Annotated in this window: 21 protein-coding genes; 8 read left to right on the top strand and 13 right to left on the bottom strand. The window is 56.4% G+C overall.

Features of this window, described 5'->3' with window-relative positions:
* Positions 1 to 13: 13 nt before the first annotated feature.
* Positions 14 to 802, bottom strand: a complete 789-nt coding sequence (locus tag GVO84_RS11300) for a PhzF family phenazine biosynthesis protein (protein WP_159514159.1) — start codon at positions 800 to 802, stop codon at positions 14 to 16.
* A 177-nt stretch (positions 803 to 979) separates the two neighbouring features.
* Between GVO84_RS11300 and GVO84_RS11295 the strand changes: the two genes are divergently transcribed.
* Entirely contained in the window at positions 980 to 2,176 is a 1,197-nt protein-coding gene (locus GVO84_RS11295; RefSeq protein WP_121423713.1) for a sugar transporter, read from the top strand.
* A gap of 84 nt (positions 2,177 to 2,260) precedes the next feature.
* Here GVO84_RS11295 and GVO84_RS11290 read toward each other — a convergent pair whose 3' ends face one another.
* Complete coding sequence (locus GVO84_RS11290) at positions 2,261 to 2,926, bottom strand: MarC family NAAT transporter (protein WP_047647729.1); 666 nt, start codon at positions 2,924 to 2,926, stop codon at positions 2,261 to 2,263.
* Positions 2,927 to 3,181: 255 nt separating this feature from the next.
* Between GVO84_RS11290 and marR the strand changes: the two genes are divergently transcribed.
* From marR to marB, 3 genes are read left to right on the top strand one after another with little or no spacing between them, the layout of a single operon-like run.
* Complete coding sequence (gene marR / locus GVO84_RS11285; protein WP_008502236.1) at positions 3,182 to 3,616, top strand: multiple antibiotic resistance transcriptional regulator MarR; 435 nt, start codon at positions 3,182 to 3,184, stop codon at positions 3,614 to 3,616.
* Between the two features lie 20 nt (positions 3,617 to 3,636).
* Positions 3,637 to 4,017, top strand: coding sequence for an MDR efflux pump AcrAB transcriptional activator MarA (marA, locus tag GVO84_RS11280; RefSeq protein WP_008502237.1), 381 nt, complete (start codon positions 3,637 to 3,639; stop codon positions 4,015 to 4,017).
* A gap of 33 nt (positions 4,018 to 4,050) precedes the next feature.
* Positions 4,051 to 4,269, top strand: a complete 219-nt coding sequence (marB, locus tag GVO84_RS11275) for a multiple antibiotic resistance protein MarB (protein ID WP_029741246.1) — start codon at positions 4,051 to 4,053, stop codon at positions 4,267 to 4,269.
* A 32-nt stretch (positions 4,270 to 4,301) separates the two neighbouring features.
* On the opposite strand, the gene eamA is transcribed toward marB, so the two are convergent.
* On the bottom strand, positions 4,302 to 5,204 hold the full coding sequence (gene eamA, locus GVO84_RS11270; RefSeq protein ID WP_159514158.1) for an O-acetylserine/cysteine exporter: 903 nt from the start codon (positions 5,202 to 5,204) through the stop codon (positions 4,302 to 4,304).
* A 193-nt stretch (positions 5,205 to 5,397) separates the two neighbouring features.
* Here eamA and ydeE point away from each other — a divergent pair, with 193 nt between their 5' ends.
* A complete protein-coding gene (gene ydeE, locus GVO84_RS11265; protein WP_121423711.1) occupies positions 5,398 to 6,591 on the top strand; it encodes an efflux MFS transporter YdeE in 1,194 nt (397 codons plus the stop codon).
* A gap of 46 nt (positions 6,592 to 6,637) precedes the next feature.
* Here ydeE and zinT read toward each other — a convergent pair whose 3' ends face one another.
* From zinT to GVO84_RS11225, 8 genes are all read right to left on the bottom strand, one after another.
* On the bottom strand, positions 6,638 to 7,279 hold the full coding sequence (zinT, locus tag GVO84_RS11260; RefSeq protein ID WP_159515633.1) for a metal-binding protein ZinT: 642 nt from the start codon (positions 7,277 to 7,279) through the stop codon (positions 6,638 to 6,640).
* A gap of 52 nt (positions 7,280 to 7,331) precedes the next feature.
* Complete coding sequence (urtE, locus tag GVO84_RS11255) at positions 7,332 to 8,030, bottom strand: urea ABC transporter ATP-binding subunit UrtE (protein WP_159514157.1); 699 nt, start codon at positions 8,028 to 8,030, stop codon at positions 7,332 to 7,334.
* Between the two features lie 9 nt (positions 8,031 to 8,039).
* Positions 8,040 to 8,837: an urea ABC transporter ATP-binding protein UrtD gene (gene urtD, locus GVO84_RS11250; protein ID WP_159514156.1), complete on the bottom strand. Its 798-nt coding sequence runs from the start codon at positions 8,835 to 8,837 to the stop codon at positions 8,040 to 8,042.
* Positions 8,837 to 9,910: an urea ABC transporter permease subunit UrtC gene (gene urtC, locus GVO84_RS11245; protein ID WP_032642989.1), complete on the bottom strand. Its 1,074-nt coding sequence runs from the start codon at positions 9,908 to 9,910 to the stop codon at positions 8,837 to 8,839. The genes urtD and urtC overlap by 1 nt, the downstream gene beginning before the upstream one ends.
* Positions 9,910 to 11,484, bottom strand: a complete 1,575-nt coding sequence (gene urtB / locus GVO84_RS11240; protein ID WP_159514155.1) for an urea ABC transporter permease subunit UrtB — start codon at positions 11,482 to 11,484, stop codon at positions 9,910 to 9,912. The genes urtC and urtB overlap by 1 nt, the downstream gene beginning before the upstream one ends.
* 24 nt (positions 11,485 to 11,508) lie before the next feature.
* The gene (urtA, locus tag GVO84_RS11235) at positions 11,509 to 12,780 is read right to left on the bottom strand and encodes an urea ABC transporter substrate-binding protein (RefSeq protein WP_014883816.1); all 1,272 of its coding nucleotides are present in this window, start codon (positions 12,778 to 12,780) and stop codon (positions 11,509 to 11,511) included.
* A 202-nt stretch (positions 12,781 to 12,982) separates the two neighbouring features.
* Positions 12,983 to 14,086, bottom strand: a complete 1,104-nt coding sequence (locus GVO84_RS11230; protein ID WP_121423708.1) for a cobalamin-independent methionine synthase II family protein — start codon at positions 14,084 to 14,086, stop codon at positions 12,983 to 12,985.
* A gap of 156 nt (positions 14,087 to 14,242) precedes the next feature.
* Positions 14,243 to 14,656, bottom strand: a complete 414-nt coding sequence (locus GVO84_RS11225) for a rhodanese-like domain-containing protein (RefSeq protein WP_023335689.1) — start codon at positions 14,654 to 14,656, stop codon at positions 14,243 to 14,245.
* 73 nt (positions 14,657 to 14,729) lie between these two features.
* Here GVO84_RS11225 and ftrA point away from each other — a divergent pair, with 73 nt between their 5' ends.
* Both ftrA and GVO84_RS11215 read left to right on the top strand, forming a co-directional pair.
* Positions 14,730 to 15,737, top strand: a complete 1,008-nt coding sequence (gene ftrA, locus GVO84_RS11220) for a transcriptional regulator FtrA (RefSeq protein ID WP_159514154.1) — start codon at positions 14,730 to 14,732, stop codon at positions 15,735 to 15,737.
* A 479-nt stretch (positions 15,738 to 16,216) separates the two neighbouring features.
* Positions 16,217 to 16,753, top strand: a complete 537-nt coding sequence (locus GVO84_RS11215; RefSeq protein ID WP_159514153.1) for a dihydrofolate reductase family protein — start codon at positions 16,217 to 16,219, stop codon at positions 16,751 to 16,753.
* Positions 16,754 to 16,917: 164 nt separating this feature from the next.
* On the opposite strand, the gene GVO84_RS11210 is transcribed toward GVO84_RS11215, so the two are convergent.
* Positions 16,918 to 17,280: a hypothetical protein gene (locus GVO84_RS11210; RefSeq protein WP_121423705.1), complete on the bottom strand. Its 363-nt coding sequence runs from the start codon at positions 17,278 to 17,280 to the stop codon at positions 16,918 to 16,920.
* 244 nt (positions 17,281 to 17,524) lie between these two features.
* Between GVO84_RS11210 and GVO84_RS11205 the strand changes: the two genes are divergently transcribed.
* Positions 17,525 to 17,755: a DUF2554 family protein gene (locus GVO84_RS11205; protein WP_023311760.1), complete on the top strand. Its 231-nt coding sequence runs from the start codon at positions 17,525 to 17,527 to the stop codon at positions 17,753 to 17,755.
* Here the strand turns inward: GVO84_RS11205 and GVO84_RS11200 are convergent, their stop codons facing one another.
* A complete protein-coding gene (locus GVO84_RS11200) occupies positions 17,756 to 19,720 on the bottom strand; it encodes a peptidase U32 family protein (protein ID WP_159514152.1) in 1,965 nt (654 codons plus the stop codon).
* Between the last annotated feature and the right edge of the window lie 43 nt (positions 19,721 to 19,763).

Genomic DNA, 19,763 nt, shown 5'->3' with positions numbered 1-19,763 from the left:
TTGTTATGGCTATTTAGCGCAGAAAAACTGTGCCTTTCAGATAAAGTGTGGCCTGCCCGCTCATCAGCACGCGCGAACCTTTCAGCTCACAGCGCACATCGCCGCCGCGCGCTGAAACCTGACGGGCAAACATCGTTGTTTTACCCAGCTTTTCGCTCCAGTAGGGGATCAGCATCGTGTGCGCGGAGCCGGTGACCGGGTCCTCCGGGACGGAAACGCCCGGGGAGAAAAAGCGGCTGACAAAATCATATTCCCCCTCACCGCGCGCCGTAACGCTCACCTTATGCTCGCCCGGCGTCATCGCCGAGAAGCGTGGCGCAAGCGCTTCAACCTGCTGACGATTTTCCAGCACGATCAGCCAGGCGCGCCCTTTACGGGCTTCAACGTAGCGGCTGATACCCAGAGCCGAAAGCATCTCCGGCGGGGGCGTCTCTTCATGGGTTGGACATGCCGGGAAGTCCAGCGTCATCCACTCCCCCTCCCGGCTGACCGTCAGGCGGCCAGAGGCGGTATCAAAGTGGATGCGCGAATCCGGGTAATCCAGCTCGGTAAACAGCACGTGCGCAGCCGCCAGCGTAGCGTGGCCGCAGAGATTGACTTCGGTGAGCGTGGTAAACCAGCGTAGCTCAATGCCCCCTTTACTGCAGACGAAAAATGCGGTTTCCGACTGATTATGCTGTTGCGCCATTTTCAGTAAGGTCTCATCGGGCAACCACGCTTTCAGCGGGCAAACGGCTGCCGGGTTGCCGCCGAACGAGGTATCGCTGAACGCATCTACCAGATAAAAATCAATCTCCTGCATTGTCTTACCGCCTGTTTTTATTGTGTTGTTCTTTTATATTCAATGAAAACAGCGTTCCCGGCTACCGCTTTCATAAGGTAAATATTGAGATCTGTGTCACATAATGGTTGAGTTTTCGCCGTACGACGTTTTAAGATCGTCACCTCTTCTTTTCAGCAACGAATCTCCGACTTCCCTATGACAACGAACACAGTTTCCCGCAGGGTTGCGTGGCTACGCGTGGTCACGCTGGCCATTGCCGCGTTTATTTTTAACACCACAGAATTTGTTCCGGTTGGGCTGTTGTCTGACATCGCTGAAAGTTTCCAGATGGAAACGGCTCAGGTGGGCATTATGTTGACCATCTACGCCTGGGTAGTGGCGCTGATGTCCTTGCCGTTTATGCTGCTGACCAGCCAGATGGAGCGGCGCAGGCTGCTGATTGGCCTGTTTGTGCTGTTCATCGCCAGCCATGTTCTGTCATTTATGGCGTGGAGTTTTACGGTGCTGGTCATTAGCCGCATCGGCATTGCCTTTGCCCATGCGGTGTTCTGGTCGATCACCGCGTCGCTGGCGATACGCCTGGCACCGGCGGGGAAACGCGCGCAGGCGCTGAGCCTGATTGCCACCGGTACCGCACTGGCGATGGTGCTAGGGCTGCCTATTGGCCGCATCGTGGGGCAATACTTCGGCTGGCGTACGACGTTCTTCGCCATTGGTATGGGGGCGCTGGTTACGCTGGTGTGCCTGATTAAGCTGCTGCCCGCGCTGCCGAGCGAGCATTCCGGCTCGCTGAAAAGCCTGCCGCTGCTGATGCGTCGCCCGGCGCTGCTGAGTATCTACCTGCTGACCGTCATTGTGGTGACGGCCCATTACACGGCGTATAGCTACATTGAACCCTTTGTGCAGGTGGTGGCGGGCTTTAGCGCCAACTTTGCCACCGTCCTACTGCTGATCCTCGGCGGAGCAGGCATTATTGGCAGCGTGCTGTTCGGTAAGCTGGGTAACCGGCACGCCTCGACGCTGGTAAGCAGCGCTATCGGTCTGCTGCTGGCCTGCCTGCTGCTGCTGATGCCTGCCGCAGGCAGTGAGAGCCACCTGGCGATCCTCAGCCTGTTCTGGGGCGTGGCGATCATGATTATTGGTCTGGGCATGCAGGTGAAAGTTCTGGCCCTGGCACCGGATGCAACGGACGTCGCTATGTCGCTGTTCTCCGGGATTTTCAATCTGGGGATTGGCGCGGGCGCGCTGGTGGGAAATCAGGTAATACTTCACGTATCGATGTCAGCGATTGGCTATCTTGGTGCCATTCCGGCACTGGTGGCGCTGGTCTGGTCGGTGCTCATCTTCCGTAAATGGCCGGTGGCGTTGGAGGAACAGGGGCAGCACGGGTGAGCCTTCTTGCCGGGTGACGGCTTCGCCTTACCCGGCCTACAAAACCCGTAGGCCCGTGCAAGCGAAGCGCCGCCGGGCAAAACATCAATGATAGGTCTTAATAATTTCCAGCACGCCGTTAATAATAAACTGCACGCCCATACAGACCAGCAAGAAGCCCATCAGGCGGGAAATCGCCTCGATACCGCCCTTGCCTACCCAGCGCATAATGGCGCCAGAGCTGCGCAGCGACGCCCACACGATAATCCCGATAATCGCAAAAATCAGCGGTGGCGCTACCGTCAGCACCCAGTCCGGGAAGGTTGCGCTATCGCGCACCGTGGATGCGGAGCTGATGATCATCGCGATGGTACCCGGCCCCGCCGTGCTCGGCATGGCGATCGGCACAAAGGCGATATTCGCACTCGGTTCGGTTTCCAGCTCTTCCGATTTGCTGGCCGCTTCCGGCGACTCATGCGCTTTTTGCGCCGGGAACAGCATGCGGAAACCGATAAAGGCCACAATCAGCCCCCCGGCGATACGCAGGCCAGGGATGGAAATCCCGAAGGTATTCATCACCACCTGTCCGGCATAGTAAGCCACCATCATGATGGCAAACACATACACCGAGGCCATCATCGACTGATGGTTGCGCTCGGCGCTGTTCATATTCCCTGCCAGCCCGAGGAACAGCGCCACCGTCGTTAACGGGTTAGCCAACGGCAGCAAGACCACCAGCCCAAGGCTGATTGCTTTTATTAAATCCAACATAGTGCGTTGTCGTCCTTATCCATATTTAACACAGCAATTATAGGGTGAAAGTGTGACATTGAGCCATGGGCGCAACGTAACGATTATTTTCCTCCTGGAATGATAACTGACAGTTATCTATATGATTTGAAAGGCCTCAAAAAAAGTTCATGAAACGTTTTAGCAATTCGTGGCATCGGCTGACTCATTCAGTTGACTTATACTTGCCTGAGCAATAATATCTGCCGTGACTAACTACTTGCCAGGGCAACCATTGTGAAAAGCACCAGTGATATCTTTAACGACGTTGTTCCGCTGGGTCGTCTTATTCATATGGTAAATCAGAAAAAAGATCGCCTGCTCAATGACTATCTGTCACCGCTGGATATCACCGCAACACAGTTCAAAGTGCTGTGTTCCATTCGCTGCGAAGTGTGTATTACACCGGTTGAGCTTAAAAAGGTGCTCTCTGTCGATCTGGGCGCGTTAACCCGCATGCTCGATCGTCTCGTTTGCAAAGGATGGATAGAACGAAGCCCTAACCCGAATGACAAACGCGGCGTACTGGTGAAGCTGACCAGCGATGGCGCGGCCATGTGCGAGCAATGTCATCAATTAGTAGGACAAACACTGCATCAGGAACTAACAAAAAACTTAACGGCAGATGAAGTGGCAACCCTTGAGCTTTTGCTTAAGAAAATACTGCCGTAAACAGAAAAAGAGGTATGACGATGTCCAGACGCAATACTGACGCTATCACCATTCATAGCATTTTGGACTGGATCGAAGATAACCTGGAATCGCCGCTCTCCCTTGAAAAAGTGTCAGAGCGTTCAGGTTACTCCAAATGGCACCTGCAACGGATGTTCAAAAAAGAGACCGGTCATTCATTAGGTCAATATATTCGCAGCCGCAAGCTGACGGAAATTGCCCAGAAACTGAAAGAAAGCAATGAACCGATCCTTTATCTGGCGGAGCGTTACGGATTTGAATCGCAACAAACCCTGACGCGTACGTTCAAGAACTATTTTGACGTGCCGCCTCATAAGTACCGAATCACCAGCGTGCCGGGCGAATCCCGATACCTGTATCCGTTAAAACACTGTAGTTAATCATCGCCTGTAACAGACGTAACCGAGGAAATCATGAAAGTTACCGCCTCCGCCGCCCTCGCCTTGCTGGTGCTGTTCTCCAGCCAGACCTTCGCGGAGCAAACCCCTCGTGCAACGCAGCAAAATAATCCTGATACGATGATTTTGCCGTCAGCACATGACCAGTCGCCTTATGATTTCAACCATATGGGTGCTGGTAGCGACAAATCCGACGAATTAGGCGTGCCTTATTATAATCAGCACGGCCTCTGATTCGTTTTTGCCCCGCAGACGCGGGGCTTTTTTTATGCCTTTCTTACCCGCGTCGCCCAACGCACGCGCAGGCCAAAGACGTTAATGTAGAGCCCGGCCATGATCAGCACGGCACCCAACAGCTGCAGCGCGCTCAGCGTTTCATCCAGCAATATCGCCGCACTGGCAAGTCCTACCACCGGCACCAGCAGGGATAACGGCGCGACGCGCCAGGTTTCATAGCGCCCCAGCAGCGATCCCCAGATCCCGTAGCCCACAATGGTGGCGACAAAGGCCAGATAGACAAGAGAAAGGATGGTGGTCAGGTCGATCTCGACCAGGCTGTTGAGCATGACGGCCGGACCATCCAGAATCAACGCCGCGACCATAAACGGTATAACAGGGATCAGCGCGCTCCAGACCACCAGGGACATCACCTGCGGGCGCGCCTCGTGCTGCATAATCAGCTTGTTAAAGATATTCCCGCAGGCCCAGCTCAGCCCCGCTGCCAGCGTCAGCATAAAGCCGAGCAGCGCCACATGCTGGCCATTCAGGCTGGCCTCTATCAGCACCAGTACGCCAAACACCGCCAGCGTGATCCCCGCCAGCTGTTTGCCCTGCAGGCGTTCGCCAAACACAAACGCGCCGAGAATAATGGTAAAGAACGCCTGTGCCTGTAAGACCAGCGAGGCCAGACCGGCTGGCATACCGAACTTGATGGCGCAGAAGAGAAACGCGAACTGGCCGAAGCTAATGGTCAGACCGTAGCCCAGCAGCAGCTTTAACGGGATCTTCGGACGAGCGACAAAGAAGATGGCCGGGAACGCAACCAGCAGAAAACGCAAACCGGCCAGCATCAGCGGCGGCATATTGTGTAACCCCAGCTTGATGACCACAAAATTGAGCCCCCATACTACGACCACCAGCAACGCCAGCAGCCCGTCTTTACGCGTCATACCCTGCCCCTGAATTATTAATTATTTGTTAACACTTCAAGGTAACAGAAAAAAGCGGGCGGCGAGAAGATCATTAATTCTGGCAGTCAGGCGAAGCACTTAGGGATAAATTAGGCGCTATACAAGCCCCTTATGTCGTGATAATCCTTTTAGGACACAACATAAAAAGCATAAGCATTTGTCGGGCAGGAATATGAAACCATCTCTCAGGCGCTCAACCGCAGCGCTGCTGGCATCGTCATTGTTATTAACCATTGGTCGAGGGGCAACGCTGCCGTTTATGACCATTTATCTCACGCGCGTCTATAGCATGAGCGTCGAGAATATTGGTTATGCCCTGACGATTGCGCTGACTATCGGCGTGGTGTTCAGCCTGGGATTTGGCATTCTTGCCGATAAGTTTGATAAAAAACGCTACATGCTGATCGCGATCGTGGCCTTTATCGCCGGGTTTGTCGCGATCCCGCTGGTTGATAACGTCACGCTGGTGGTGCTGTTCTTTGCGCTGATCAACTGCGCCTATTCCGTCTTTTCGACGGTGCTGAAGGCCTGGTTCTCCGACGTGCTCACCACGAGCCAAAAAGCGCGCGTCTTCTCGCTGAACTACAGCTTCCTGAACATTGGCTGGACGATCGGACCGCCGATTGGCACCCTGCTGGTGATGTACAGCCTGCAGCTGCCGTTCTGGCTGGCGGCCTTCTGCGCCGCGCTGCCGCTTGGATTTATCCATTTCTTTGTGCAGAAAAGCGTTGCGCTGGATACCGCCGAGGAGAAGATGCCCTGGCAGCCGTCGGTATTGCTGAAAGACCGCGCGCTGTTCTGGTACACGCTGTCCGGCCTGCTCGCGTCGTACGTCGGCGGATCGTTTGCGACCTGCATTTCACAATATGTTCTGGCCGCGCATGCAGACAGTGATTTCGCCGAAAAGGTGGTCGCCGTGGTATTGCCCGTCAACGCCGCCGTCGTGGTAACGCTGCAATATGCGCTGGGTCGTAAGATCTCTGCCAGCAATATTCGCCCCCTGATGACCCTCGCCACCCTGTTTTTTATCGTGGGGCTGGGGGGCTTTATGCTCTCCGGGGAAAACCTGGTTTACTGGGGCATCGCTGCCGCGATTTTTACCCTGGGTGAGATTATCTATGCGCCGGGCGAATACATGCTGATCGACAACATTGCCCCGCCGGGGATGAAGGCAAGCTATTTCTCCGCGCAGGCGCTGGGCTGGCTGGGCGCGGCGGCAAACCCGATGATCACCGGCATTATCCTGACCAACCTGCCGCACTGGTCGCTGTTTGTCATCATGATGGTCGCCATCGTCATTGCGTGGCTGATGATTTTGCGTGGCATGAGCGTGAAGGCGTGGTGCGAGTCGCCCAAAGCGGCGTAGCAAATGTAGGCCGGGTAAGGCGCAGCCGCCACCCGGCAATAAAGCATCAGTGGTGCAACATCTCCTCCACCACCTGCTTTTTGTACATCTCATTCGGATAATAGGTCGGCCAGTTATCCATCTCTTTCAGCAGCGCCTCGTGGGAGGTGTTGCCCATGAAAATATGGAAGTGGGAAGAGGCCTTCGGCGCGATGGTATGGTCGCTGAACTGCACGAACTTCGGTGTCTTGCTGCTGGCGTCCTTACACTCAAACAGGTAGCGAACGCCTTTTTTGCCCGATGCGTAGGTCAATATTTTGTAGCCGCTGTAATCATAATGACAGCGGCTGACCGCTTTGCCCTTATGAAATTCCATCACGTTATTTTCGATGCCGATGGCATCCACGTCCGTCGCATAACCTGTCCGGTAGTACGCTTTAACCTCGTCAAAGGTTTTGCTTTTGTCTTTCTGCGCTTTCTGCTTAAAGACCGGATCCAGCGAGCCGTCCAGCAGGAACGGATAGACCGACTGCCAGGTCCCGTCCCAGTCAGACAGCGATCTGTCCTTCACGTCCTTATCCTCAAACACGCCGCTCGCCGCTTTTTGTTCCGCTTCGGTCATCTGGTGGCCGTGCGAGTGTGCAAACAGCTGGCCGCTGACCAGCAGCGCCCCCAGAGTCATGGCAAATTTTCCAATATGTGCAGTCAACATAACATCCTCATTCCGCTTGATAAGAATGCGGATGTTATATTATAACATTTCAGATCGCAACCAGCCCGCGAACGCCCTCCTGCTCCATGTTCTCACCCCGTCCGCGCTGAATAATCGTGCCGCGCGACATTAGCAGGTAGCTGTCGGCCAGCTCGGCGGCAAAGTCGTAAAATTGCTCAACCAGTAGGATCGCCATATCCCCCCGGTCCGCCAGGGTGCGGATCACCTGGCCAATCTCTTTAATTACCGACGGCTGTATGCCTTCGGTTGGCTCATCCAGAATCAGCAGCTGCGGACGGCTCGCAAGGGCGCGACCAATCGCCAGCTGCTGCTGCTGTCCACCGGAGAGGTCGCCCCCGCGGCGGTGCTTCATCTCTTTAAGCACCGGAAACAGCTGCCAGATCTCTTCCGGCACCTGCTTCGCCTCGCGGGAGGAAAATCGCGACATCCCCAGCAGAAGGTTCTCCTCCACGGTCAGGCGCGGGAAAATCTCACGGCCCTGCGGAACGTACGCCACGCCAGACTGCACCCGCTGATGCGGCCTGCTGTGGGTGATCGTTTTACCCTGCCAGACAATCTCCCCGGTTTTCGCCGGGATCAGCCCCATCAGACACTTCAGCAGCGTGGTTTTCCCGACGCCGTTGCGTCCCAGCAGGCAAGTGACTTCTCCGGTGACGGCCTCAAAGCTCACGCCGCGCAGGATATGGCTGCCGCCGTAGTACTGATTCAGTTCATTGACCTGTAGCATCACCCCTCCTTAACGTCCCAGATATACCTCAATCACCTGCTCGTTGGCCTGCACCTCGCGAAGCGAACCTTCCGCCAGCACGCGTCCCTGATGCAGCACCGTGACGTGGTCGGCGATAGTCTCAACAAAACCCATATCGTGCTCCACCACCATCAGGGAGTGCTTACCCGCCAGCGTTTTGAACAGCTCGGCGGTGTATTCCGTTTCCGCGTCTGTCATCCCGGCGGCCGGTTCATCCAGCAGCAGCAGGTGCGGGTCCTGTACCAGAAGCATACCGATTTCCAGAAACTGTTTTTGCCCGTGCGAAAGCAGCCCCGCGCGGCGGTCGCGCTCGCCGCTAAGGCGCAGCAAAACCAGCATCTCATCAATGTGGTCGCGCTGTTCACCGTTGAGCGTTGCCCGCAGGCTCGCCCAGACGGATTTATCGGTTTTCATGGCGATCTCCAGGTTTTCCCACACCGTCAGCGCTTCAAAAACGGTGGGTTTCTGGAATTTACGCCCGATCCCCTGGCGGGCAATGGCCGCAGGCTCCAGCGCGGTCAGGTCGATGGACTGATCGTAAATCGCTCTGCCGCTCTTTGGCCGCGTTTTGCCAGTGATAACGTCCATTAGCGTGGTTTTACCGGCTCCGTTAGGGCCAATCACGCAGCGCAGCTCACCCACGCCGATATTCAGCGAGAGATCGGTCAGGGCCTGAAACCCATCAAAATTGACGTTAATGGCCTCAAGCTGAAGCACCGGGTCGGTCTGTTCACGGTAACGATCGCCGGGCAACTGGCGGGTAAATAACCCTTCGGCTGGCTGCATTATTTATCTCCCTTTCGAAACAGACCATAGACGCCGCGCGGTAAAAACAGCGTGACAGCGATAAAAATCAGCCCCAGAAACAGCTGCCAGTATTCCGGCATCGCGACGGTGAAGAAGCTCTTTGCACCGTTCACCAGCGCCGCGCCAATCACCGGACCGATCAGCGTGCCGCGCCCGCCCAGCGCAACCCAGATGGCCGCTTCTATTGAGTTGGTTGGTGACATTTCACCGGGGTTGATAATGCCCACCTGCGGGACGTAAAGCGCCCCCGCCAGGCCGCACAGCACGGCAGAGAGCGTCCATACCAGTAGCTTGAAGCCGCGCGGATCGTAGCCGCAAAACGTCAGGCGATTTTCGGCGTCGCGAACGGCGGTCAGGATGCGGCCAAACTTGCTCTTCGCCAGCGCAAATCCGGTGCCTAACGCCAGGATCAGCAACAGCACGGTTGCCAGAAACAGCGCGATACGGGTGGTCGTTTCGGTCACCGAAAAACCGAGCAGCGTGGTGAAGCCGGTAAAACCGTTATTACCGCCAAAACCGGTTTCGTTGCGAAAGAACAGCAGCATCCCGGCATAGGTTAGCGCCTGGGTCATAATCGAGAAATAGACCCCTTTGATCCTGGAGCGGAAGGCAAACCAGCCGAACACCAGAGCCAGCAGGCCCGGCACCATCACAATCAGCACCAGCGCCCAGGCAAAATGCTGGGTTCCCCACCAGAACCACGGCAGTTCACTCCAGGAAAGAAACGACATAAACGCGGGCAGACCGTCACCCGAGGCCTGGCGCATCAGGTACATGCCCATCGCATAGCCGCCCAGGGCGAAGAAGATGCCGTGCCCGAGAGAGAGCATCCCGGCATAGCCCCACACCAGATCCAGCGCCACCGCCACGATGGCATAGCAGAGGATCTTGCCAATCAGCGTCAGCATCCAGGTCGACAGCGCCAGCGGATGCGTCGCAGGCAGTAAGGCGAAAAACGGTAATATCAGCAGACACACCACCAGCAGGCTGCCTGCAAGTTGCGTTGTGCGCGGCGCTTTGCGCGCCAGCGTTAAGGTCAGCGGCTGGCTCATCAGTCAATCACCCTCCCTTTCAGCGCAAACAGCCCCTGGGGGCGTTTCTGAATAAATAGCACGATCGCCACCAGAATCACGATCTTGCCCAGCACCGCTCCCATCTGCGGTTCAAGAATTTTATTGAAGATGCCCAGACCAAAAGCCGCGGCTACGCTGCCTGCCAGCTGTCCTACGCCACCAAGAACGACCACGAGGAAAGAGTCGATGATATAGCCCTGGCCCAGCTCCGGCCCGACGTTACCGAGCTGCGATAATGCCACGCCGCCTAACCCGGCAATCCCTGAGCCAAGCCCAAACGCCAGCATATCGACGCGACCTGTCGGTACCCCGCAGCAGGCGGCCATGCTGCGGTTCTGCGTCACCGCGCGCACGTTCAGCCCCAGACGGGTTTTATTCAGAATGAGCCAGGTAAAGAACAGCACCAGCAGCACGAAGCCCAGCACCACGATGCGGTTCCACGGCAGCGTCAGGTTGGCAAAAACCTGCACCCCGCCGGAGAGCCATGCCGGGTTGGCCACCTCCAGATTCTGGGCGCCAAACGTCATGCGCACCAGCTGGATAATCATCAGGCTGATCCCCCACGTCGCCAGCAGCGTTTCCAGCGGACGACCGTACAAATGGCGGATCACGGTGCGCTCCAGCACCATCCCGATACCCGCCGTCAGGCAGAACGCGACCGGAAGCGCGATAACGGGATAGAGCGCCAGCCACTGGGGCGCAAGCCCGGCCATCGCCTGCTGCACCATCCACGTGGCATACGCGCCCAGCATCAGCATCTCACCGTGCGCCATATTAATGACGCCCAGCAGGCCGTAGGTGATGGCAAGCCCCAGCGCCGCCAGCAGCAGTACCGACCCCAGGGACAGCCCCATAAACGCCTGGCCCAGCAGATCGCCCCACATAAGTCGATGCTGGATCTGGCTAAGGCTCTCCTGCGCGGCGGCGCGCACCCCGGCATCCGGCTCTGTCTGAGCCTGGGTAAACGGGGTTAGTCTGGACTCCACGTCCGGATCGTCTGACTGCCCTAATAACTCGACGGCCTTGCGGCGCACCTCTGCCTGAGGGCTGGCTAGCTGGAGATTCGCCACCGCCAGTAAAAGCGCCTGACGTGCCACCGCGTCCGTTTCATCGTTTACCCGCTTTTCCAGAAAGGCGAGCATTCCGGGCTGGGCATCCCGCTGAAGCTGACGAGCCGCCACCCGCCTTTCTGTGACACTGTCACTCACCAGCTGATGCGTAGCGATAGCCGTGGCGGCCAGCACGCGCAGCCGGTTGGTCAGTCGAACGGCTTTGGCTGGCCCTTCTGCCGCCTTAGCGTCACCGAGCGAGACCATTTGACCGTTGCGCTGCGCAAAGGCGTGCTTTTGACTGTCGGCATAGAGGTTTTCTTTTTGCAGTGCCTGCAGCAGCGGGAGCCTCGAGGCGTCCGGCGCGGCGGCCCACTGCGTCAGCAACTCTGCCTGCTGGCTGCGGCTGGCGGCAACAAAACGATCGGCATCCGATGCCTGCGCCATCCCTGGCAGCAGTCCGGAAAGCCATACAAGAGCGATGAACATGCGCATGGCGTTCATGACGTTTCTCCCTGCGGTGATGGCTTAGTTGCTGGCGGTTTTCATCGGCTGATCGGGCTTTTTATCGTTTCCGGCGATGAACGGGCTCCACGGCTGGGCGCGTACCGGCTGCTCCGTCTGCCACACCACGTTAAACTGGCCGTTGCCTTCGATTTCGCCGATCATGACCGGTTTATGAAGATGGTGGTTGGTGGCATCCATGGTGAGCGTAAAGCCAGACGGTGCCTTAAAGGACTGGCCAGCCATCGCCGCACGCACTTTATCCACGTCGGTGGTCCCCGCTTTTTCCACCGCCTGCGCCCACATATGAATACCTACGTAAGTGGCCTCCATCGGGTCGTTGGTCACCACGGTATCGGCGTTCGGCAGCTTATGCGCTTTGGCATAGGCTTTATAGTCCGCCACAAAGGCCTGGTTGGTCGGGTTATCGACGGACTCAAAGTAGTTCCACGCGGCCAGGTTGCCGACCAGCGGTTTGGTGTCGATCCCGCGCAGCTCTTCTTCGCCCACGGAGAACGCCACCACCGGCACGTCGGTCGCCTTCAGCCCCTGGTTAGCCAGCTCTTTGTAAAATGGAACGTTGGAATCGCCGTTGATGGTCGACACCACGGCAGTTTTGCCGCCTGCGGAGAATTTCTTGATGTTGGCGACGATGGTCTGGTAGTCGCTATGGCCAAACGGGGTATAAACCTCCTCGATGTCCTTATCCTCGACCCCTTTCGAATGCAGGAATGCGCGCAGTATCTTGTTGGTGGTGCGCGGGTAAACATAGTCCGTGCCCAGCAGGAAGAAGCGTTTCGCCGCGCCGCCGTCTTCGCTCATCAGGTATTCCACCGCCGGGATGGCCTGCTGGTTCGGCGCCGCGCCGGTATAGAAGACGTTTGGCGACATCTCTTCGCCTTCGTACTGGACCGGATAGAACAGCAGACCGTTCAGCTCCTCGAAGACCGGCAGCACGGATTTGCGCGATACCGACGTCCAGCAGCCGAACACTACCGCCACTTTATCCTGACTCAACAGCTGGCGCGCCTTCTCAGCAAACAGCGGCCAGTTTGAGGCCGGGTCTACCACCACCGGCTCCAGTTTTTTACCCAGCACGCCGCCTTTCGCGTTGATCTCGTCGATGGTCATCAGGGCGACGTCCTTCAGCGGGGTTTCGGAGATGGCCATGGTGCCGGAAAGAGAATGCATGATCCCCACTTTGATGGTATCGGCCGCCTGCACGCCAAAACTCATTCCCATTGCCACAACGGACGCGGATAACGCAAAGGCTTTTAATAAAGTACGACGCTGCATATTTTCACTCCTGAAAAAGAACGCTGTGCGAAAACGTCCGTTACGGCATGGACGCGGAAATAAAAGTGTCAGCGAAGCAGGAGCAAAAAGGATGCCAGAATGGAGGAAGCGCTATTGCAGGCGGTGGAACGCAGGATGTAAAGAGAACGTCTCAGAATCGCACAGCGCTGCACTTTTATAATGCAGCGCTGAGGAGGAGGTTTTACCAGACTTCGCTGGCGATCTGCGTGACCAGACGGATTTTGTCCCACTGCTGGGTTTCGCTCAAGCTGTTGCCCTCTTCGGTAGAGGCAAAGCCGCACTGCGGGCTGAGGCAAATTTGCTCTTTTGCCACGTATTTCGCCGCCTCTTCCAGGCGGGCTTTAACACCCTCAGGGTTCTCCAGCTCGCCGTTTTTGGTGGTAATAAGACCCAGCACCACCTGCTGCTTGCCCGGGCGAACAAAGCGCAATGGCGCGAAATCACCGCTGCGGTCGTTATCATATTCAAGGAAGAAGGCGTCAACGTTAACCGTGCCGAACAGCACTTCCGCCACCGGCTCGTAGCCGCCTTCGGAAATCCAGGTTGAACGGAAGTTACCGCGACAGACGTGCAGCCCGATGGTCAGATCGTCCGGCTTGCCTTCCAGCGCCTTGTTCAGGACGCGGGCATAGATGCGTGCCAGCTCATCGGCATCATCGCCGCGATCGCGGATCTGACGGCGCTGGTCGTCCGAACACAGATAGGCCCAGACGGTGTCGTCCAGCTGCAGGTAACGGCATCCCGCGTCGTAGAAGGCACGGATGGCGTCGCGCCAGGTGATCGCCAGATCGTCGAAATAGTCATTCAAGTCCGGATACACTGTGGCATCAATATCTTTACGGCCTCCGCGGAAATGCAGCACGCTCGGGCTGGGAATGGTCATTTTCGGCTGAGCATTGCCGCTGATGCTTTTCAGATAACGAAAATCTTCCAGCATCGGATGGTCACCAAAGCCCAGCTTGCCGGTCACGCGCACGCCGTGGGCTTTGGTTTGTACTCCATTGAACTGTATGCCCTGCTGTGAATCGTAACGCTCAACGCCCTGCAGACCGTCGAAGAAGTCGAAGTGCCACCAGGCACGACGAAACTCGCCGTCGGTGACCACATGCAGACCGCACGCACACTGCTGCTCAACAACGTGGCGGATGGCGTCATCCTCTACCGCGCGAAGCTGTCCGGCATCAATTTCGCCGCTGGCGAACTTCAGGCGAGCCTGCTTGATGGCATCCGGGCGTAAAAAACTGCCTACTACATCGGCGCGGTACGGGGCATGGTGTCGTTGCATGGAAATCTCCTCGGTCTGCCGGTATTAATTACCCGCAGTGATAATTCACTATTTGAATTTTTAGACTTCTGGATGTCTAAATGTCCAAAAAAGATGTCATACCTGTCCTGTTCCGGCAAACGAGAAAATTTCACGAGTGTTGAAAAAAATTCATGTTCACAGCGCGGCGGCGGTTTCGCTGCTGGCAAAGGCGAACTTTTCATCTTCCCAGCCGGTGATGCCCCCGAGCATGATTTTGACGGGCAGCCCGAGGCGCGCCAGCTTGAGCGCGGCTCTGTCTGCGCCGTTGCAGTGCGGCCCTGCACAGTAGACAACGAACAGCGTGCCTTCAGGCCATTGGGCCATGCGCTCGGCGGTAATCTGGCTCCGCGGCAGGTGCAGTGCGCCAGGCACGTGACGGCGGGCAAACTGCTCCGGGCTTCCCACCACGTGCAGCAGCACGAAGTCCTGCTCATGGTTGACGATGGCGTGATGCACATCGGCACAGTCGGTTTCGACGCTCAGGCGACGCAGAAAATGGGTAACGGCTTCCTGCGGCTCGGCAGCCGGAAATTCAGTAACATAGCTCATGATCCTTCCTCATCTTTGGCGTTTGTGTTAACACTACTCTATCCACAAATTCAGCCCGTGAATGCGCTCGCTTATGCCAGAAAACAGCAAAAAGATGACAAACTTAAGACAAATTGCCCGCCCGAAAGTGGTCGTGCTGGCGTATGACGGTCTGTGTACCTTTGAGTTTGGTGTAGCGGTGGAGATCTTCGGCCTGCCGCGCCCCGAGCTGGGCGACGAATGGTATCGTTTTGCGGTGGCGAGCGTTGACAGCGGTGAACTTCGGGCGACAGGTGGGATCCGCATCATCACCGACGGCGATATCACTCTGCTTGAGTCTGCCGATCTGATCGTGGTTCCGGGCTGGCGGGGGCTGGACTCACCGGTTCCGGATGCACTCTGCGGGGCATTGCGTCAGGCCAGCGCGCGCGGGTGTCAGCTGCTCTCTATCTGCTCGGGCGTATTTGTGCTGGCCGCATCGGGGCTGCTGAACGGACGTAAAGCCACGACGCACTGGCGCTATATTGACGCGCTGAAAGCCCGTTACCCTGACATCGACGTAGTTGAGGATGTGCTCTACCAGGACGAAGGCAATATACTGACCTCCGCGGGCAGCGCGGCGGGGATCGATCTCTGTCTGCACGTTGTGCGTCGTGATTATGGCATGGAAACCGCCAACAGCGTGGCGCGTCGGCTGGTCATTCCCCCTCACAGGGATGGCTCTCAGCCGCAGCAGCTGAGCCGCCCGGTGGCGCAGCTTCGCGAGAGCCAGCGTCTCGGCCAGCTGTTTGATTTCCTGCACACGCATCTTATCGAGTCGCACAGCGTCGACTCGCTGGCGCGTCGGGTTGGAATGAGCCAGCGCACTTTCCTTCGTCGCTTCGAAGCGGCGACGGGGACAACGCCCGCACGCTGGTTGATCAATGAGCGCCTGCTGAGAGCGAAAGATTATCTGGAAAGCAGCCGGTTAAGCATCGACAGCATCGCTGAACAGACCGGGTTTGGTCAGGCATCGACATTGCGTCACCATTTTCGCCAGCAGTTCGCGCTTTCCCCGGCCCAGTATCGCAAACAATTTTCACGTCCCGGAACTGCCCGCTAACGGTTGAGGGTTCCCCACAAAATAATGCCTGCACGGACGACCCCCTCTCCCTTGAGGGAGAGGGCTGGGGTGAGGGGGAACATACGGCTCTGGTGGTCATTCCGTTCACTTTATGTTCCTTGCTATTCTTTAACGACATAACCTGTGAACGTGCCAGGGTGGCTCAATCGCCACCACCCTGGCGACCCGGGCTCCCGGCGGTAAATCGCCGCTTCGCGGTGCCCTCAGCTTATTCCTTCAGGCTATCGGGTCGGGCATGAGCCTGCATCCCTGCAGGCCACGCCCTTCTCGGCGCATCCCTGCGCCTCGCCCCGGCCTTACGGAAACGCTTCGGCGATTTACAGCCGGACCAGGGCATCGCTGTAAGTCAGTCATTATTCTGAAGACAGTCTTATTGCTTCAGAATACACGTTTACAAAGGGGCCCCTCTCCGCTAAGAGGAAGATTCATTTTTCAATTTTCGTAATACGGAGCAGCTGATGGTTACCACACACGTTTTTATCGCGGTCAGTCTTGATGGCTACATCGCCAGACAGAATGACGATATCGACTGGCTGCTGCAGCGCGACGATCCGGCGGAAGATCATGGCTATGAGGCGTTCATCGCGGACAAAGACTACATCGTGATGGGACGAGGGAGTTATGAGAAGGTACTGACCTTTGACGCATGGCCTTACGATCGTCCCGTGCTGGTACTTTCCCGACATCTGGCCGATACGCCCGTGCCGGAGGCGCTGAGGGGCAAAGTGCAGTTCTCATCCCGCCCGCCAAAGGAGGTGCTTGAGGATCTCGCCGCGCAGGACGTTCATCGCGTCTATCTTGATGGCGGACAGGTGATCCAGTCGTTCCTGCGCGAGGGACTGGTAGCCGATATGGTGCTCACGACCGTTCCTGTCCTGCTCGGGTCGGGAAAACCGCTGTTCGGAACGTTGTCCCAGGATATTGATTTGACCCTGGTATCAAGCCGCAGCTTCCCTTCGGGCCTGGTGCAGTCGCACTATCGGTTGACGCCATAAACTCACCGCGACGGCCTTCACGCAAAAAAAACCGCCAAAAATGGCGGTAAATGCTTGCATGGATAGATTTGTATTTTGGTCTCTACGTCCCGACACTCCATGGCCGGGCTGCGGATCCCTTACAACCTAACACCTCTTGCCTTAACGAACGCTAAACAACCTTATTAACCTGCATGGGTATTAATCTGCAAATAACGCATAAGGCCCTGCTCAGCGCTCTGTTTTGCGTCATCATTAATGGCTTCAAGATAAAAGGAGCGTGCGACACCATAAGGTGCTTTTTCAGAGGGATACACCGCGAACTGGAAGGTTTTTCCTCTTGCCTGATGAGTGCAATCTAATTCCCAACGCTGATCGTTCACTTTTTTGCTGGCACAGGAAACGCCACCATAATCGCTGGTTAAATAGGAACCCACGCGAATTTCTGCAGACTGAATATATTCTGGTTCGTCATTACCTGCATAACGAACCCCTGCAACGGCTACAACAGCCACCGCCAGAAGCGCAAGCGCGACTATTTTTTTCATTTATAAATGACCTGTTCCTTAGCTCAAGATAACTATTATATAAGATTAATCCTTAATACAAACATCCAATTGTGGACCAGAAATGGGAGTTTACAAAGATTCAGATGAATTTTAGGAAATATCCTAATCACCATTCTGAATCCACATTATTTGACATTTTCTTTGCGCTAATTTTAATTTTTGAATAATAACCCTAAAAAATAATCAACATGATAATCCAGCATTATTTTTCAGCGGAGAATCCATGATTAAAAAAGGGTTATCTTTCGTGATGCTTATCTGTGCGCTGTTTTCTGGCCAGCTTATGGCCGGGCACAAAGGACATGAATATTTATGGGTAAAGAATGTGGGGCATCAGCTTCGTCATGAAGCCGACAGCGATGAGTTGCGAAGCGCTGCGGAAGAGTCGGCGGAGGGTTTGCGCGAACACCACCTGTGGCAGAAATCGCGCAAACCGGACACGCACGTTCGGTGATTAGCTGCCCTTGCGTTTTGGCAGGGTTTTCATCAGGTCGTCCGGACTGACGGACGCCACGATACTGCCGGGCTGTGGCATTTTGAAGATGTGATTTTTCATCTTGCCAATCACATGCATTTCGCAAGGACGGCAGTCGAACTTAAGGGTCAGAATTTCGTCACCGTTTACCAGCTGCATGGGGGTGGCCTTCCAGCTCTTAATGTTCCCTTTCGCCTGCTTAGGACACAGGTTAAACGCAAAGCGGAGGCAGTGCTTGGTGATCATCACCGGCACATCGCCCTTCTCTTCATGCGCTTCATAGGCGGCGTCGATCAGCTGCACGCCGTGGCGATGATAGAATTCACGGGCTTTATGGTTGTAGACGTTGGCGAGGAAGGACAAATGGGTGTCCGGGTATACTGGCGCAGGGACGGCTTCCGCTTTACGGCTGCCGCGCGGATACTGCGCCAGGCGCGCGGCATCCAGCATCTCTGCCGTTTCACGGCGGAACGCGTTAAGCAGGCTGTTCGGCACGAACAGCGCGTCCGGCAGATTCACGTTGATAGTGCGCGCGTAGTAAATCGTCTGGCCCAGCTTCGCCACGCCATCCTTCAGGCTGTTAAGCGCTTTTTCCGCGTTGTTTGCCACCTCGAAGAGGCCATCGAGCGTATGCGTCACGCTGATGCCGTCTTCACAGGTCATGGTCAGAATCAGCTGCTCTTCCCAGCCGCCCAGCTCAATATCCACGGCGATACGACGTTCGCTTGAGGTTTTCAGCAGCGCCTGCTGCCAGTTATGATCGAGGTTACGGTTAAGCGCCGCGTTCGGCCGCGCCTTGTAAAGATCGGCGGGCATTTCATTCGGCCATACGCGGTAGCGGTTCTCGCCGGTTTTCTCGACCGTATTGGCGCGGAAGCCCACGACTTCACGCTTAATCATCACGTTAAGGCCATCGCCGTTCGCCAGCGGTTCCGTCACTTCGACATCAAGGTGATCTTTCGCCACTTTCAGCACTTCACCGACCGGTAAACCGATAAACTTCGGTGAGTCAAACGCGCCGATATCCCCTTTACGGGCATTCACAAAATAGTCCGTGCTGCCGCGGTGGAACGTTTTGTCCGTCGACGGAATAAAGAAATGCTCGGTGCGACCGGCCGACGCGCGCGCCAGGTCGCCGCGATCTTCGATGATGGCGTCGAGCATCTGGCGATAGTGCGCGGTGATGTTCTTCACGTAGCTCATATCTTTGTAGCGCCCTTCAATCTTGAAGGAACGCACGCCCGCGTCGATCAGCGCGCCCAGGTTGGCCGTCTGATCGTTATCCTTCATGGAGAGCAGGTGTTTTTCGAACGCCACGACGCGGCCCTGATCGTCTTTCAGGGTATACGGCAGACGGCAGGCCTGAGAGCAGTCGCCGCGGTTGGCACTGCGGCCGGTCTGCGCGTGGGAAATATTGCACTGACCGGAATACGCCACGCACAGCGCACCGTGGATAAAGAATTCAATCGTCGCGTCTGTCGCCTGGTGAATATCGCGGATCTGATTCAGGTTCAGCTCGCGCGCCAGAACGATCTGCGAAAAGCCGACATCGGAAAGAAACTTCGCCTTCTCAACCGTACGAATATCACACTGGGTACTGGCATGGAGCTCAATGGGCGGAATATCCAGCTCAAGCACGCCCATGTCCTGAACGATCAGGGCATCAACGCCGGTCTGGTAGAGATCGGTAATCAGACGTTGCGCAGGCTCCAGCTCATCATCATGAAGAATGGTGTTCAGGGTCACGAACACTTTCGCCCCGAAACGGTGGGCGAACGGCACCAGTTCAGCAATATCGCTCAGGCTGTTGCTGGCGTTATGGCGGGCACCAAAGCCAGGGCCACCAATGTAGACGGCGTCAGCGCCGTGAAGGATCGCTTCACGGGCAATGGCGGCGTCGCGGGCCGGGCTTAAAAGTTCAAGATGATGGGATTGCAGGCGCATACTTCGTCGTTATCCGTTATGGTCAAAATGGCGGCTATTGTAG

Source organism: Enterobacter sp. SM3, from assembly GCF_009811935.2.
GTDB classification, from domain to species: Bacteria; Pseudomonadota; Gammaproteobacteria; order Enterobacterales; family Enterobacteriaceae; genus Enterobacter; species Enterobacter asburiae_D.
The sequence above is the reverse complement of the archived record's forward strand: the minus strand, read 5'-3'. Positions and strand labels throughout refer to the sequence as shown.

What these genes read in the sequence shown, in the direction of transcription:
- GVO84_RS11290 (WP_047647729.1), bottom strand. Translation starts at nt 2,926, where the DNA reads ATGTTGGATTTAATAAAAGCAATCAGCCTTGGGCTGGTGGTCTTGCTG.
- urtD (WP_159514156.1), bottom strand. Translation starts at nt 8,837, where the DNA reads ATGCAGCCAGCCGAAGGGTTATTTACCCGCCAGTTGCCCGGCGATCGT.
- GVO84_RS11205 (WP_023311760.1), top strand. Translation starts at nt 17,525, where the DNA reads ATGATTAAAAAAGGGTTATCTTTCGTGATGCTTATCTGTGCGCTGTTT.
- GVO84_RS11230 (WP_121423708.1), bottom strand. Translation starts at nt 14,086, where the DNA reads ATGCAACGACACCATGCCCCGTACCGCGCCGATGTAGTAGGCAGTTTT.
- GVO84_RS11225 (WP_023335689.1), bottom strand. Translation starts at nt 14,656, where the DNA reads ATGAGCTATGTTACTGAATTTCCGGCTGCCGAGCCGCAGGAAGCCGTT.
- ftrA (WP_159514154.1), top strand. Translation starts at nt 14,730, where the DNA reads ATGCCAGAAAACAGCAAAAAGATGACAAACTTAAGACAAATTGCCCGC.
- GVO84_RS11210 (WP_121423705.1), bottom strand. Translation starts at nt 17,280, where the DNA reads ATGAAAAAAATAGTCGCGCTTGCGCTTCTGGCGGTGGCTGTTGTAGCC.
- GVO84_RS11215 (WP_159514153.1), top strand. Translation starts at nt 16,217, where the DNA reads ATGGTTACCACACACGTTTTTATCGCGGTCAGTCTTGATGGCTACATC.
- urtA (WP_014883816.1), bottom strand. Translation starts at nt 12,780, where the DNA reads ATGCAGCGTCGTACTTTATTAAAAGCCTTTGCGTTATCCGCGTCCGTT.
- urtC (WP_032642989.1), bottom strand. Translation starts at nt 9,910, where the DNA reads ATGAGCCAGCCGCTGACCTTAACGCTGGCGCGCAAAGCGCCGCGCACA.
- urtE (WP_159514157.1), bottom strand. Translation starts at nt 8,030, where the DNA reads ATGCTACAGGTCAATGAACTGAATCAGTACTACGGCGGCAGCCATATC.
- ydeE (WP_121423711.1), top strand. Translation starts at nt 5,398, where the DNA reads ATGAAACCATCTCTCAGGCGCTCAACCGCAGCGCTGCTGGCATCGTCA.
- urtB (WP_159514155.1), bottom strand. Translation starts at nt 11,484, where the DNA reads ATGAACGCCATGCGCATGTTCATCGCTCTTGTATGGCTTTCCGGACTG.
- GVO84_RS11200 (WP_159514152.1), bottom strand. Translation starts at nt 19,720, where the DNA reads ATGCGCCTGCAATCCCATCATCTTGAACTTTTAAGCCCGGCCCGCGAC.
- marA (WP_008502237.1), top strand. Translation starts at nt 3,637, where the DNA reads ATGTCCAGACGCAATACTGACGCTATCACCATTCATAGCATTTTGGAC.
- GVO84_RS11295 (WP_121423713.1), top strand. Translation starts at nt 980, where the DNA reads ATGACAACGAACACAGTTTCCCGCAGGGTTGCGTGGCTACGCGTGGTC.
- GVO84_RS11300 (WP_159514159.1), bottom strand. Translation starts at nt 802, where the DNA reads ATGCAGGAGATTGATTTTTATCTGGTAGATGCGTTCAGCGATACCTCG.
- marB (WP_029741246.1), top strand. Translation starts at nt 4,051, where the DNA reads ATGAAAGTTACCGCCTCCGCCGCCCTCGCCTTGCTGGTGCTGTTCTCC.
- eamA (WP_159514158.1), bottom strand. Translation starts at nt 5,204, where the DNA reads ATGACGCGTAAAGACGGGCTGCTGGCGTTGCTGGTGGTCGTAGTATGG.